Raw genomic sequence first — 16190 nt, forward strand, 5'->3', positions numbered from 1 at the left:
GGGATGTGTCTGAACGCTGTTCACTTCGGTCCCCCGAATTCCTTCTGGATCAGCTGCAGTACTTCGTCGGCGCTGGCCGCTTGGTCCAGCGCGTCGTCGGCAGCTGTCTCTTCATCGGGGGCATTGCTCTTCCGCCAGTTCGCCAGGAGGGCTTGCAGTCGGCCCGAGACGTCGAACTGTTCGCCCTCGGCTTGTGACAGCGTCAGCAGGGCCGCTTCCAGCCGGTCGATCTCTTCGGCAATCGAGGCCGTCTGCTGTGCTTCGCCGGGGGCGAGTTGTGTGTGGAGGTGGTCGGTGAGGGTGTCGGGGGTCGGGTGGTCGAAGACGAGGGTGGTCGGCAACGACAACTCCGTCGCCGCGGACAGCAGGTTGCGCAGTTCGACCGCCATCAGGGAGTCGAAGCCCAGTTCCCGGAACGCCCGGCCCGGCTCCACCGCCTGCACCCCGGCATGTCCGAGCACGACGGCGGCCTGCCCCCGGACCAGGTCGAGGAGGACCTGACGGCGCCTGCCCTCCGGCAGGCCCTCCAGCTGTTCCCGCAGGCTCGGCCCACGCGAGCCGGCCGGCAGAGCCGCCGCGACCGCGGCCGCTTCCGGGAGGTCCGCCAGCAGACGGCTCGCACGCGCCGACGTGAACACCGGAACGAACCGCTCCCAGTCCACATCCGCCACCGTCACATCCGCGTCACCGGACCGGATCGCCTCACCGAACACGCGCAGCGCGAGCTCCGCGTCCAGCGGGCGGACCCCGCCACGCCGCAGCCGCTCCACCACCACACCATCCGCGGCCATGCCCTCCTCGGCCCACGGACCCCACGCCACCGACACCGCCGGCAACCCACGACCGCGACGCCACTCCACCCACGCGTCCACACACGCGTTCGCCGCCGCATAGTTGCCCTGACCCGCGCTGCCCACCGAGCCCGCGAGCGAGGAGAACACCACCAGCCACTCGACGGGCAGCCCCGCCGTCACCGCGTCCAGGTTGACCAGACCGTCCACCTTCGGCGCCATCACCGACGCCAGACGCTCCAGCGACAGGCCCTCCAGCAACCCGTCGTCCAACACACCCGCCGCGTGGACCACGCCCGTCAGCGGCACATCGTCCGGCACGCCCGCGACGACCGCCGCCAGTGCCTCCCGGTCGGCCACATCGCACGCAGCCACCGTCACCCGCGCGCCCAGCCCCGCGAGCTCGTCGACCAGACCCTCCGGCGCCACACCGCCACGGCTGGTCAGCAGCAGATGCGGCACACCCCGGCCCGCCAGCCACCGCGCCACCTCGGCACCCAACGCACCCGTACCACCCGTGACCAGCACCGTCCCCGACGGGTCCGGGCTCCACGACGTGTCTTCCGGCGCGGCAGGCACCGCACGCACCAGACGACGCCCGAACACCCCCGACCCACGGACCGCGACCTGATCCTCACCACCAGGTGCCGCCAGGATGCCCGCGAGGCGGGCGCCCGCCCGCGCATCCAACACCTCGGGCAGGTCCACCAGGCCGCCCCAGCGGCCCGGGATCTCCAGCGCCGCGACCCGGCCCAGACCCCATACCGCCGCCAGACCCGGATCACCCAACCGGTCCGAACCACCCACCGACACCGCACCCCGGGTCAGCACCCACAACGGCGCATCCACCCCGGCCAGCCCCTGCACCACCGACAGCGTCTCCGCCACACCCGAGGCGACCAGGACCACACCCGCCAGGCCCGGCAGACCCAAGACCTCCTCCACCGGAACACCCACCACCGACGCGCCCGCCGCCGACAGGGCCGCGGACACCTCCGGGTCCTCGGTGCCGACAACCGCCCACACCCCGGACAGCGCCTGCGACGACGACGGCAGACCGTCCAGCGGCCGCCACATCACCCGGTAACGCCACGAGTCCTGGACTTCCTGCATCGGCAACTGCGGCCAGTAGCGTTCGCGCTGGAAGGCGTAGGTGGGCAGGTCGACCGTCCGGCCGTCCCAGCCGCCGAGCACCGCCGTCCAGTCCACCTCGCCACCCATCGCCCACAGGCTGCCGACCGCGGTGAGGGCGGTGTCGGTCTCGTCGCGGTCCTTGCGCAGGACAGGGACGAACACGGCATCGGAGACGGTGTCCTGGGCCATGCCCGACAGGACTCCGTCCGGGCCCAGTTCCACGTATCGCGTCACGCCCAGCGCGTCGAGGGCGGTGACGCCGTCGGCGAAGCGGACCGTGCCACGGACCTGGTGCAGCCAGTACGCGGGCTCCTGCATGGCACCCGGCTCGGCGACGGCGCCGGTCAGGTTGGAGACGAGGGGAATCCGGGCCGGGTGGAACGTCAGTCCCGACAGCACGTTCGCGAACTCGTCCAGCATCGGCTCCATCAGAGCCGAGTGGAACGCGTGCGAAACCGCAAGGCTCCTGACCCTCAGGCCCTGCTCCGCGGACTCGACCGCGTAGCGCTTGATCGCGTCCACGTCGCCGGAGAGCACCACGGACCGGGGCCCGTTGACCGCGGCGATGTCGAGGCCGGAGTCGGCGACGTCGGCCTCGGTGGCCTGCACGGCGAGCATGCCGCCGCCCGCGGGCAGCGCCTGCATCAGCCGGCCCCGCTCCGCCACCAGCACACACGCGTCGTCCAGGTCCAGGATGCCCGCCACGTGTGCGGCGCTGATCTCACCCAGCGAGTGGCCCAGCAGCACATCCGGGGTCACCCCCCACGACTCGACCAGGCGGTACAGGGCGACTTCGAGGGCGAAGAGACCGGCCTGCGCCCACATCGTGTGGTCCAGGTCGACGCCGTCGGTCAGGACCTCCCGCAGCGGGCGCTCCAGGCGGACGTCCAGCCGGGCGCACACCGCGTCGAACGCTTCGGCGAACACCGGGAACGCCGCATAGAGCCCGAGCCCCATGCCCATGCGCTGCGAGCCCTGGCCGGTGAACAGGAACGCGGTCCGGCCCTCAGCGGCCGTGCCGGCGGCCAGCACATCCCCGCCGGAGGTGAGCACCGCTCGGTGCTCCAGCGCGGCCCGGGTCGTCGCGAGCGACCAGCCGACGTCCACCGGATCCAGCTCCGGCCGCTCCGCCACGAACGATCCCAGCCGCTCCACCTGAGCCCGCAACGCGATCTCGGAGTGCGCCGACACCGGCCACGGGACCAGCCCAGGCGCCTGTCGCGGGGCGGCAACCGGAAGCGGCTCGGGCTCCGGGGCCTGCTCCAGGATGACGTGGGCGTTGGTGCCGCTGATGCCGAACGACGAGACGCCCGCGCGGCGCGGACGGTCCGCCACCGGCCACGGACGCGCCTCGGTCAGCAGTTCCACCGCGCCCGCCGACCAGTCCACCTGCGGCGACGGCTCGTCCACGTGCAGCGTCGCCGGCAGGACGCCGTGCCGCATCGCCATGACCATCTTGATCAGGCCCGCGACACCCGCGGCCGCCTGCGTGTGACCGATGTTCGACTTCACCGAGCCCAGCCACAACGGCTCGCCGGCCTCGCCGCGCTCCTGACCGTAGGTCGCCAGCAGTGCCTGCGCCTCGATCGGATCCCCGAGACGCGTACCCGTCCCGTGCGCCTCGACGACATCGACATCCGCCGCCGCCACGCGCGCATTCGCCAACGCCTGACGGATCACCCGCTGCTGCGACGGACCGTTCGGCGCCGTCAGACCGTTCGACGCACCGTCCTGATTGACGGCAGTACCCCGCACCACCGCCAGCACCTGGTGCCCATGGCGCTCGGCATCCGACAGCCGCTCCACCAGCAGCAGACCGACGCCCTCGCCCCAGCCCGTGCCGTCGGCCCCTGCCGCGAACGCCTTGCACCGGCCGTCCGACGCCAGGCCGTCCTGCCGGTCGAACTCCACATACGCAGCCGGGGTGGACATCACCGTCACACCACCGGCCAACGCGAGTTCGCACTCACCGGCCCGCAGTGCCTGCCCTGCCCAGTGCAGCGCGACCAGCGACGACGAACACGCCGTGTCCACCGTCACCGCCGGACCCTCCAGCCCGAAGGCGTACGAGACCCGTCCCGACAGCACCGCCGCCGCGTTCCCCACCACCGCGTGCCCGTCACCGGCATCCAGCGACGCCGCGAGGACCTGCCCGTAGTCCTGGCCGTTGGTGCCGGCGAAGACGCCCACACTGCGGCCGCGCTGCGACCGCGGATCCATGCCCGCCGACTCGAACGCCTCCCAGGCCGCCTCCAGCAGCAACCGCTGCTGCGGGTCCATCGACAACGCCTCACGCGGCGAGATCCCGAACAACGCGGCATCGAACCGGTCTGCGTCGGCAACGAACGCGCCTACGCCGCCGGGTGTGTCGGCGGGCCAGCCGCGGTCGGCCGGGAACGGCGACATGCCGTCGACTCCGTCGGCGACGAGGTCCCACAATTGGGCGGGCGAGGTGACTCCGCCCGGGAAGCGGCATGCCATGCCCACGATCGCGAGTGGTTCGTCCACCGGCGTGAGCGCCAGGGCCGCCGTCTCGGTCGCCGTCGCGATACCGACGCCGTCACCGGCCAGTTCGGCCGACAGGTGGTCGGCCAGGACCGACGGTGCCGGGTGGTCGAAGACGAGGGTGGCGGGCAGACGCAGCCCGGTCCGCGCGGAGAGCAGGTTGCGCAGTTCGACCGCCATCAGGGAGTCGAAGCCCAGTTCCCGGAACGCCCGGCCCGGCTCCACCGCCTGCACCCCGGCATGTCCGAGCACGACGGCGGCCTGCCCCCGCACCAGGTCCAGCAGCATCTGTTGCCGCTGCCCCGCCGGAACCGTCGCAAGTTGTTCCCGCAGGCCCGATGCGGCTGCCTCGCCCAACGACACCGACGACACCTTGGCCGCTTCCGGGAGGTCCGCCAGCAGACGGCTCGCACGCGCCGACGTGAACACCGGAACGAACCGCTCCCAGTCCACATCCGCCACCGTCACATCCGCGTCACCGGACCGGATCGCCTCGCCGAGCACGCGCAGCGCGAGCTCCGCGTCCAGCGGGCGGACCCCGCCACGCCGCAGCCGCTCCACCACCACACCATCCGCGGCCATGCCCTCCTCGGCCCACGGACCCCACGCCACCGACACCGCCGGCAACCCACGACCGCGACGCCACTCCACCCACGCGTCCACACACGCGTTCGCCGCCGCATAGTTGCCCTGACCGGCACTGCCCACCGAGCCCGCGAGCGAGGAGAACACCACCAGCCACTCGACGGGCAGCCCCGCCGTCACCGCGTCCAGGTTGACCAGACCGTCCACCTTCGGCGCCATCACCGACGCCAGACGCTCCAGCGACAGGCCCTCCAGCAACCCGTCGTCCAACACACCCGCCGCGTGGACCACGCCCGTCAGCGGCACATCGTCCGGCACGCCCGCGACGACCGCCGCCAGTGCCTCCCGGTCGGCCACATCGCACGCAGCCACCGTCACCCGCGCGCCCAGCCCCGCGAGCTCGTCGACCAGACCCTCCGGCGCCACACCGCCACGGCTGGTCAGCAGCAGATGCGGCACACCCCGGCCCGCCAGCCACCGCGCGACCTCGGCACCCAACGCACCCGTACCACCCGTGACCAGCACCGTCCCCGACGGGTCCGGGCTCCACGACGTGTCTTCCGGCGCGGCAGGCACCGCACGCACCAGACGACGCCCGAACACCCCCGACCCACGGACCGCGACCTGATCCTCACCACCAGGTGCCGCCAGGATGCCCGCGAGGCGGGCGCCCGCCCGCGCGTCCAGGACCTCGGGCAGGTCCACCAGGCCGCCCCAGCGGCCCGGGATCTCCAGCGCCGCGACCCGGCCCAGACCCCATACCGCCGCCAGACCCGGATCACCCAACCGGTCCGAACCACCCACCGACACCGCACCCCGGGTCAGCACCCACAACGGCGCATCCACCCCGGCCAGCCCCTGCACCACCGACAGCGTCTCCGCCACACCCGAGGCGACCAGGACCACACCCGCCAGGCCCGGCAGACCCAAGACCTCCTCCACCGGAACACCCACCACCGACGCGCCCGCCGCCGACAGGGCCGCGGACACCTCCGGGTCCTCGGTGCCGACGACCGCCCACACCCCGGACAGCGCCTGCGACGACGACGGCAGACCGTCCAGCGGCCGCCACATCACCCGGTAACGCCACGAGTCGACCGTGGAACGCTCCTGATGACGCCGACGCCACGCGGACAACGCCGGCAACGCCGACTCCAGACCCGCAAGCTCGGACAGGTCCTCCCGCTCCACCGCATCCCAGAACGCCGAGTCCAGGCCGTCGCCGGCGGCCAACGTCGCCGACGGCTGCGGCCAGTACCGCTCGCGCTGGAAGGCGTACGTCGGCAGATCGACCGTCCGGCCGCCCCAGCCGGCGAACACCGCGCGCCAGCCGACCTCGGCCCCAGAGGTCCACAGACGACTCACGGCGGTCAGGACGGTGTCGCTCTCGTCGCGGTCCTTGCGCAGGACGGGGGCGCAGAGCATGTCCTCGGCGCCGGTCTGGGCCATGCCCGACAGCACACCGTCCGGGCCGAGTTCCAGGCAGCGGGTCACGCCCATGGCCGCGAGGGCGGTGACGCCCTCGGCGAAGCGGACCGTGCCACGGACCTGGTGCAGCCAGTACGCCGGCTGCTGCATGGCGCCGGGTTCGGCGACGGCTCCGGTCAGGTTGGAGACCACCGGGATACGGGGGGCACGGAACGTCAGGCCGTTCAGGACCGTCGCGAACTCGTCCAGCATCGGCTCCATCAGCGCCGAGTGGAACGCATGCGACACCGACAGGACGGTGCACCGCAGGCCACGCTCGGCGCACTCCGCGGCATACCGCTCGACAGCCTCGACCGCGCCCGACAGGACGACGGAGTTCGGGCCGTTGACGGCCGCGACGTCCAGGCCGGAGCCGGCGACGTCGGCCTCGGTCGCCTGCACGGCGAGCATGCCGCCGCCCGCGGGCAGCGCCTGCATCAGCCGGCCCCGCTCCGCCACCAGCACACACGCGTCGTCCAGGTCCAGGATCCCGGCGACATGCGCCGCGCTGATCTCACCCAGCGAGTGGCCCAGCAGCACGTCCGGGGTCACCCCCCAGGACTCCACCAGCCGGAACAGCGCCACCTCGAGGGCGAACAGCCCCGCCTGCGCCCAGCCGGTCCGGTCGAGGTCGACGCCGTCGGCGAGGACCTCCCGCAGCGGGCGCTCCAGCCGGACGTCCAGCCGGGCGCACACCGCGTCGAACGCCTCCGCGAACACCGGGAAAGCCTCATGGAGTTCCAGCCCCATGCCCGCCCGCTGCGAGCCCTGGCCGGTGAACAGGAACGCGGTCCGGCCCTCAGCGGCCGTGCCGGCGGCCAGCACATCCCCGCCGGAGGCGAGCACCGCTCGGTGCTCCAGCGCGGCCCGGGTCGTCGCCAGCGACCAGCCGACGTCCACCGGATCCAGGGTGGGGCGCTCCGCGACGAACGACGTCAGCCGCTCCACCTGCGCCCGCAGCGCGGGCTCGGACTTCGCCGACACCACCCACGGCACCGGAGCAGGGAACGCGGCACGCACCCGCGGCGCCTCGACGGCCCGTGCGGCGGGAGGCGCCTCCAGGATGACGTGCGCGTTGGTGCCGCTGATGCCGAACGACGAGACGCCCGCGCGGCGCGGACGGTCCGCCACCGGCCACGGACGCGCCTCGGTCAGCAGTTCCACCGCACCTGCCGACCAGTCCACCTGCGGCGACGGCTCATCCACGTGCAGCGTCGCCGGCAGGACGCCGTGCCGCATCGCCATGACCATCTTGATCAGGCCCGCGACACCCGCGGCCGCCTGCGTGTGACCGATGTTCGACTTCACCGAGCCCAGCCACAACGGCTCGCCGGCCTCGCCGCGCTCCTGGCCGTACGTGGCCAGCAGTGCCTGCGCCTCGATCGGATCCCCGAGACGCGTACCCGTCCCGTGCGCCTCGACGACATCGACATCCGCCGCCGCCACGCGCGCATTCGCCAACGCCTGACGGATCACCCGCTGCTGCGACGGACCGTTCGGCGCCGTCAGACCGTTCGACGCACCGTCCTGGTTCACCGCACTGCCCCGCACCACCGCCAGCACCTGGTGCCCATGGCGCTCCGCGTCCGACAACCGCTCCACCAGCAGCAGGCCCACACCCTCGGACATGCCCGTGCCGTCGGCTGCTCCCGCGAAGGACTTGCAGCGGCCGTCCGAAGCGAGGTTGCCCTGCCGGTCGAACTCGGTGAAGATGCCGGGCGTCGCCAGGACCGTCACACCGCCGGCGAGGGCCAGCGAGCATTCGCCGGAGCGCAGTGCCTGGACCGCCGAGTGCAGGGCGACCAGGGACGAGGAGCACGCGGTGTCGACCGTGATCGCCGGTCCTTCGAGGCCGAAGGCGTACGCCACTCGGCCGGAGAGGACACTGCCGGCGTTTCCGGTGCCGAGGAAGGCCTCGACGCCTTCCGGAACGCGGCCCATGCTCGCGGCGTAGTCGTGGTACATCACGCCCGCGTAGATGCCGGTGGCGCTGCCGCGCAGGGACGTCGGATCGATGCCCGCCGACTCGAATGTCTCCCAGGCGGTTTCCAGCAGCAGCCGCTGCTGGGGGTCCATGGCCAGGGCCTCGCGCGGGGAGATGCCGAAGAGGTCGGCGTCGAACCGGTCCGCGTCGTGGACGAACCCGCCGACGGGTGCGAACGGCGCGCCGCGCAGGGCTTCGGCCCAGCCCCGGTCCGCCGGGAACGGGGACATGGCGTCACCGGTGCCGGCCACCAGTTCCCACAGCTCGTCCGCGGAGGAGATCCCCCCTGGGAGGCGGCAGGCCATGCCCACGATCGCGATCGGCTCGTCGGAGGTGGCGACGGCGGTCGGCGACACGGTGTCGGGCCGGGTTCCGGTGACCTGGCCGCGAAGGTGGTCGGCGAGGGCGAGTGCGGTGGGGTGGTCGAACACGAGCGTGGCCGGCAGACGCAGGCCGGTCGCCGCCTGGAGGCGGTTGCGCAGGCGGACGGCGAGGAGGGAGTCGAAGCCGAGGTCCTTGAAGGGGCGACCGGGCTCGACGTCCTGCGGTCCCGCGTGCCCGAGGACCGCGGCGATCTCGGTGCGAACGAGGTCGAGTACGGCCCGGGTCCGTTCGGCCTCGGGGAGTTCGGCCAGTCGACGCGTCCACGTGGCGGCTTCGGCCACGTCGGCGGCACGGCGCAGTCGGCGGCGGGTCAGGGCGCGGAGCATCGGCGGTGTGTCGCCGTCGCCGGTCGCCTCGGTGTTGAGCCGCAGGGGAAGGAGGTGCGGGCGGCCGGAGGCGCGGGCCACGTCGAAGAGCGCCATGCCGTCCGCGGCGGACAGCGAGCCGGTCAGCTCGGCCGCGCGCGCCGCCTCGGCGTCCGCCAGGTGGCCGGTCATGCCGGTCGCCTGCTGCCAGAGGCCCCAGCCGAGGGAGATGCCCGGCCGGTCCTCGGCGCGGCGCAGGTGGGCCAGGGCGTCGAGGAACGCGTTCGCCGCGGCGTAGCCGGCCTGTCCCGCCGCGCCGAAGGTGGCGGCGGCGGACGAGTAGAGGACGAAGAGGCCGAGGTCGGTGTCGGCGGTGAGGTCGTGGAGGTGGACGGCCCCGTCGACCTTGGAGCGCAGTGCGCTCCGGACGCGTTCCGGGGTCAGGGCTTCGACCATGCCGTCGTCGAGCGTCCCGGCCGTGTGGATCACGCCGGTGAGCGGGGCGTCGTGCGGGATGGTGGCCAGGACGTCCGCCAGGGCGGCGCGGTCGGCCACGTCGCAGGCCACGATGTCCACCGTGACGCCGGTGTCGCGCAGCGCGTCCGCGAGCTCAGCCGCGCCGGGAGCGTCGGGGCCCTGCCGGCTGAGCAGCAGGAGCCGCCGGACGCCGGGGTCGTCGGCCAGCCGCCGTGCCGCCAGGCCGCCGAGGACGCCGGTCCCGCCGGTGATCAGAACCGTGCCCCGCAGGCTTCCGGGCTCCGGTGCGGCCCGGCGTTCGGCCAGTGCCGTCCGGACCACGCGCGGGACGAGAAGTTCGCCGCCACGCACGGCCAGTTGGGCTTCGCCGCCGGTCACGGCGCGTCCGATCCGCTCCCAGTCGGGCGACGGTGCGGACGGGTCGTCGGCACCGGCCTCGACGTCGAGCAGGACGAAGCGGCCGGGGTGCTCGGTCTGCGCGGTCCGGGCCAGGCCCCACACCGCTGCCGCGGCGGGGTCGGTCGGTGCGCCGTCCGTGCCGGTCGTCACCGCGGAGCGGGTCAGCAGGACCAGCGGGGCGGCGGCCTGCTCGCCTTCGGCGCGCAGGCGCTGCTGGACGACGTCCAGGGCGCGGACCGTCAGGGCACGTGCCCGGTCGGCCGCCGAGTCGTGTGCCGACCCGGAGGCGGCGGTGGTGAGGTCCTCGACCTGCCACGGCGCTTCGGTGGCGGACGTGGGGCCGCCAGGGGCCGCGGTGTCGTAGGCAGCGGGCAGGGGCTGCCACTCGACGGCGAAGAGCGAGTCGCCGACGGTGGGCCCGGTGTCCGTGGCGTTCCACGGACGGACGGTCAACGAGCGGACCCGTGCCAGAGGCGCACCCCTGCCGTCGGCGATCCGGAGCGACACGGTGTCGGGGCCCGCCGGAGACAGCCTGACACGCAGCACGGTCGCACCGGTGGCCTGGAGCGACACCCCGGACCATGCGAACGGCACCGGGACGGCGCTCGGGTCCGCTACCAGCCCGGCGGCGCCGAGTACGTGGAGCGCGGCGTCCAGCAGGGCAGGGTGCAGGCCGAAGCGGTCGGCGTCCTCACCCGCGGACGCGGGGAGCCGTATCTCGGCGAGGGCGTCGTCTCCGTCGCGCCAGGCCCGGCTCAGGCCTTGGAACGCCGGTCCGTAGCCGTAGCCCGCGTCGGCCAGGGCCGGGTAGAACCCTTCCAGGTCGACCGGTGTCGCCCCCGGCGGCGGCCACGCGGAGAGGTCGAATACCTCGGCGGCCGGGACGTCGGAGGCCGGGGCACCGGCGAGTACGCCGTCGGCATGCAGGATCCAGTCGTCGCCGGTGGTGTCCGCCTGGGCGTGGACGGCCACGTCGCGATTGCCGTCGGGCCCGGGCGCTCCGATCCGCACCTGGATACGTGAGCTACCGGTCGCCGACAGCAACAGGGGCTCGTGAAGGGTGAGTTCGAGGATGTCACCGCAGCCGGCCTCGTGGCCGGCCCGCAGCGCGAGTTCGACGAAGGCGGTACCGGGAACCACTACGCGGCCGTGGAGAGTGTGGTCCGCCAGCCAGGGCTGCGCGGGCAGGGACAGCCGGCCGGTGAGCACCACGTCGTCGGCGGCGGCCAGTGCGACCGAAGCGGACAGCAGCGGGTGGTCCGCCCCGACGAGACCTGCCGCCGCGACGTCCCCTGCGCCGGCGCGGGGGCTGAGCCAGTAGTGGTGGTGCTGGAAGGCGTAGGTGGGGAGCGGGACCTGGCGGCCGGTGAGCAGCGCGGACCAGTTCACGTCCACGCCGGTGGCCCATGCCTCGCCGAGGGACGTCAGGAGGCGGTGCATGCCGCCCTCACCGCGTCGCAGGGTGCCCAGCACCACGGCGTCCGCCCCGGTCGCGTCGATCGTCTCCTCGATGCCGACGGTGAGCACCGGGTGGGCGCTGACCTCGACGAAGGTGCGCATCCCCTGTCCGAGGAGGGCACGGACCGCGGTCTCGAACTCGACGGTGGAGCGCAGGTTGTCGAACCAGTACCGGGCGTCCAGTCCACCGTCGACGCTCTCGCCGGTCAGGGTGGAGATCATCGGAATCGTGCCGGTGGCCGGGGACAGGTCGGCCAGGTCGGCCAGGATCCGCTCCCGGAGCCGGTCCATCTCCGGCGAGTGCGACGCGTAGTCCACCGGAACGCGGCGCGTGCGGATGCCCTGGCGTTCGCACGCGGCCATGAACGAGTCGAGGGACTCGGCGTCGCCGGAGACCACGGTGGAGGACGGACCGTTCACCGCGGCCACCGACACCGTGCCCGGCAGCAGGCCCTCGACCGCTTCCCGGCCGGCCGCCACGGACACCATGCCCCCGCCCCCGGCCACCGCCACCAAGGCCTGCGAGCGCAGCGCCACCACCCGCGCCGCGTCCTCCAGCGACAGCCGGCCCGCCACACACGCCGCGGCGATCTCACCCTGCGAGTGCCCCACCACCGCGGACGGCACCACACCCGCCGAACGCCACACCTCCGCCAGGGCGACCATCACCGCCCACAGCACCGGCTGGACCACATCCACCCGGTCCAGGTCCCCGTCCCGCAGCAGCACATCGGTCAGCGACCAGTCCACAAACGGGGCCAGCGCGGTCTCGCACTCGGTCAGCCGCTCCCGGAACACCGGCGAGGCATCCCACAACTCCCGCGCCATGCCCACCCACTGCGAGCCCTGACCCGGGAACACGAACACCACACCACCGGCACCCGCAACGGCCGAGGTGGCCACGGACAGCCCGGCCAGCAGCTCCTCCCGGCCCTCCCCCACGACCACCGCACGGTGCTCCAGCGCGGCCCGCGTCGTCGCCAGCGACCAGCCCACGTCCACCGGGTCCAGCCCGGGACGCTCCGCGACGAACGAGGCCAGCCGCTCCACCTGCGCCCGCAGCGCGGCCTCGGACTTCGCCGACACCACCCACGCCGACACACCCGGAACAGAGGTCTCTGCGACCGAGGCCTCCGGCTGCGGGGCCTGCTCCAGGATCACGTGCGCGTTCGTGCCCGACATGCCGAACGAGGACACCGCCGCACGCCGCGGACGCTCCACCGCGGGCCAGGCCCGCGCCTCGGTCAGCAGCTCCACCGCGCCCGCCGACCAGTCCACCTCCGCCGACGGCTCGTCCACGTGCAACGTCGCCGGCAGCATCCCGTGCCGCAGCGCCATCACCATCTTGATCACACCCGCGACACCCGCGGCGGCCTGCGTGTGACCGATGTTGGACTTCACCGAGCCCAGCCACAGCGGCTCGGCGGCCTCGTCACGGTCCTGGCCGTAGGTCGCCAGCAGCGCCTGCGCCTCGATCGGATCCCCGAGACGCGTACCGGTGCCGTGCGCCTCCACGACATCCACGTCCGCGCCGGTCAGCCGGGCGTTGGCCAGCGCCTGGCGGATCACCCGCTGCTGCGAGGGCCCGTTCGGCGCGGTCAGGCCGTTGGACGCACCGTCCTGGTTGATCGCGCTGCCCCGCACCACCGCGAGGATCGTGTGCCCGTTGCGCTCCGCGTCCGACAACCGCTCCAGCACGAGGACGCCGACTCCTTCGGCCCAGCCGGTTCCGTCGGCGGCCGAGGAGAACGCCTTGCACCGGCCGTCGCCGGCCACGCCGCCCAGTACCTGGAACTCGGTGAAGATGTCCGGGCTGGTCATGATGGTGACCCCGCCCGCGACGGCGAGTTCGCACTCCCCCGCGCGCAGCGCCTGGCTGGCCAGGTGCAGGGCGACGAGCGACGACGAACACGCCGTGTCCACCGTCACCGCCGGGCCCTCAAGACCGAAGGTGTAGGAGACGCGGCCGGAGATGACGCTGGTGGCCGAGCCGGACACGACGTGTCCTCTGGCCTCGGGCGGGAGGTCGGCGCTGACGCCGTAGTGGCTGGAACCGGCTCCGAGAAACACTCCGGCCGGTCTGCCCCACAGGGTCGTGGAGTCGATGCCCGCGTCCTCGAAGGCCTCCCAGACTGCCTCCAGGGCCAGGCGCTGCTGCGGGTCCATCGCCAGGGCCTCGTGCGGGCTGATCCCGAACAAGCCGGCGTCGAACCGGGTCGCGGTGCCGAGGAAGCCGCCGCGCAGGGCGAAGCGGGCGTCGGCGATGCTCTGTTCCCAGCCACGGTCGGCGGGGAAGGCGGTCATCGCGTCGGTGCCGCCGAGGAGGAGCTGCCAGAACCGGTCGGCGCTGTCCGCGTCGCCGGGGTAGCGGCAGCTCATGCCGACGATGGCGATGGGATCGTCGGCGGGCGCCGGCTGCGCCGATGTCTTCGGCGGCGCGGCGGGCATGCTGCCGACGAGTTCTCCGAGCAGGTAGTCGGCGAGCGTGGCGGGTGCCGGGTGGTCGAAGACGAGGGTGGCCGACAGCCGCAGGCCGGTCTCGGCGGCGAGGCGGTTGCGGAGTTCGACGGCGGTGAGCGAGTCGAAGCCGAGGTCCTTGAAGGCGCGGCGTGGTTCGACGGCTTCGGCGGAGCCGTGGCCGAGGACCAGGGCGACCTGGGTGCGGATGACGTCGACGACCAGGGCGAGGCGCTCGTCGCCCTGGAGCGCGGCGAGGCGCTGGGCGAGGAAGGAGGCATCGGTGGCGCGGCCGCCGGCCGCCCGTCGCCGTGCGGGTCCGGCCAGTGCGGCCAGGATCGGCGGGACGGGCGCGGCGGTGGACCTCAGGGCCGTGGTGTCCAGGTTGGCCGGCACGATGTGCGAGCGGTGCGTGGTGCTCGCCTCGTCGAACAGGGCGAGACCGTGGGCGGCCTGCAGCGGTGCGCCGAGGCGGGTGGCCCGTGCGAGGTCGACGTCGGTCATCCGCCCGGTGACGCCGCTGTCCGCGGCCCACAGGCCCCAGGCCAGTGACACGGCGGGCAGCCCGTGGGCGCGCCGGTGCCGGGCGAGGGCGTCCAGGAAGCTGTTGGCGGCGGCGTAGCCGCCCTGGCCGGCGGGTCCGAGTTGGGCGGCCACCGAGGAGTAGAGGACGAAGGCGGTCAGGTCGTGTCCGGCGGTCAGCTCGTGCAGGTTGACGGCGGCGTCGACCTTGGGCCGCAGGACGTCGTGCAGCCGTGCGGCGTCGAGTGTTTCGAGGACTCCGTCCTCGGCGACTCCGGCGGCGTGGACCACGGCGGTGAGCGGGTGGGCGGCCGGGATGCCGGCGAGTGCGGCGCCGAGGGCGGCGCGGTCGGCGGCGTCGACGGCCAGGACGGTGGCGTGGGCGCCGAGCCGTTCGAGGTCCGCGACGAGTTCGGTGGCGCCCGGTGTGTCGGTGCCGCGGCGGCTGAGCAGCAGCAGGTGACGGATGCCGTGTTCGGTGACGAGGTGGCGGGCCAGGAGGCCGCCGAGGGTGCCGGTGCCGCCGGTGACGAGGACGGTGCCGTCGGGGTCTGGTGCCGCGGGGACGGTGACGACGTTCTTGCCGATGTGGCGGGCCTGGCTGATGTGCCGGAACGCGGCGGCGGTGTCGCGGATGTCCCAGGCCGTGGCCGGGGGCAGCTGGAGTGCTCCGCTGTCGAACAGGGTGAGGATGTCGGTGAGGATCTCGCCGAGCCGCTGCGGGCCTGCCTCGGAGGGGTCGAAGGAGCGGTAGCGGACGCCGGAGTGGGCGGCCGCGACCTGCTCGGGGTCCCTCAGGTCGGCCTTGCCCATCTCGGCGAGCCGGCCGCCGGGGGCGAGCAGGCGCAGAGTGGCGTCCAGGATGTCGCCGGTGAGCGAGTTGAGGACGATGTCGACGCCGCGCCCGCCGGTGGCGGTCCGGAAGCGGGCTTCGAAGTCGGTGGTACGGGAGGACGCGATGTGCGCGTCGTCGAGGCCCGCCCGGCGCAGGGCGTCCCACTTGGCGGGGCTCGCGGTGCCGAACACGTCGAGTCCGAGGTGGCGGGCGAGCTGGACGGCGGCGGTGCCGACGCCGCCGGTCGCGGCGTGGACGAGGACAGATTCGCCGGGCCGCGCGCCCGCGACGTCGACGAGTCCGTAGTACGCGGTGACGAAGGCGACGGGCACGGTGGCGGCCTGGCTGAACGACCAGTCCCGCGGGATGCGGGCGAGCTGGGCGCGCGGGGCGGTGGCGACGTTGCCGAGGCCGGCGGGGACGAGGCCGAAGACGCGGTCGCCGGGGGCCAGGTCGGTGACGGCGGGGCCGGCCTCGACGACGATGCCGGCCGCTTCGGCGCCCATCGGGGACGGCTCCGGGTACATGCCCAGGCCGATGAGGACGTCGCGGAAGTTGACGCCTGCCGCGCGGACGGCCACGCGGACCTGGTCGGGCTCCAGCGGCGGGGCGTCGGCGGGGACCAGGGCCAGGTTCTCCAGGGTGCCGGGTCCGGTGGTGTCGAGGCGCCAGGCGGGTGCGTCGGCGGGGAGCGGGAGGCCGTCAGGGGCGGGCAGGCGGACGAGGCGTGGCGTGCGCAGTTCGCTTGCGCGCAGGGCGAGTTGGTGCTCGCCCCGGTCGACGGCGTCGCGGACGACGGTCCAGTCGACGCCGTCGTGGACGGCGGTCCCGCCGACGCCGTCGGCGGGCGTGGGGATGCCGAGGGGTGTCGCGTTGCCGGTGGGCCC

Annotated in this window: 9 pseudogenes; all 9 read right to left on the reverse strand. The window is 73.9% G+C overall.

The window, feature by feature from the left end:
• Positions 1 to 20 precede the first annotated feature (20 nt).
• A pseudogene (locus tag AC6F7H_RS00605) lies at positions 21 to 248 on the reverse strand (type I polyketide synthase); the annotation flags it as partial.
• Positions 249 to 296: 48 nt separating this feature from the next.
• A pseudogene (locus AC6F7H_RS00610) lies at positions 297 to 791 on the reverse strand (acyl carrier protein); the annotation flags it as partial.
• An 18-nt stretch (positions 792 to 809) separates the two neighbouring features.
• Positions 810 to 1397: pseudogene (locus tag AC6F7H_RS00615) on the reverse strand (SDR family NAD(P)-dependent oxidoreductase); the annotation flags it as partial.
• 42 nt (positions 1398 to 1439) lie between these two features.
• A pseudogene (locus AC6F7H_RS00620) lies at positions 1440 to 2012 on the reverse strand (SpnB-like Rossmann fold domain-containing protein); the annotation flags it as partial.
• Positions 2013 to 2081: 69 nt separating this feature from the next.
• Positions 2082 to 2888: pseudogene (locus AC6F7H_RS00625) on the reverse strand (acyltransferase domain-containing protein); the annotation flags it as partial.
• A gap of 150 nt (positions 2889 to 3038) precedes the next feature.
• Positions 3039 to 3380 (reverse strand): annotated as a pseudogene (locus tag AC6F7H_RS00630) (ketoacyl-synthetase C-terminal extension domain-containing protein); the annotation flags it as partial.
• A gap of 12 nt (positions 3381 to 3392) precedes the next feature.
• A pseudogene (locus AC6F7H_RS00635) lies at positions 3393 to 10484 on the reverse strand (SDR family NAD(P)-dependent oxidoreductase); the annotation flags it as partial.
• Positions 10470 to 15635 (reverse strand): annotated as a pseudogene (locus AC6F7H_RS00640) (type I polyketide synthase); the annotation flags it as partial. The pseudogenes AC6F7H_RS00640 and AC6F7H_RS00635, both read right to left, overlap by 15 nt.
• A 108-nt stretch (positions 15636 to 15743) precedes the next feature.
• Positions 15744 to 16160 (reverse strand): annotated as a pseudogene (locus AC6F7H_RS00645) (alcohol dehydrogenase catalytic domain-containing protein); the annotation flags it as partial.
• Positions 16161 to 16190 lie beyond the last annotated feature (30 nt).

The organism is Streptomyces sp. MMS24-W38 (genome assembly GCF_059889265.1).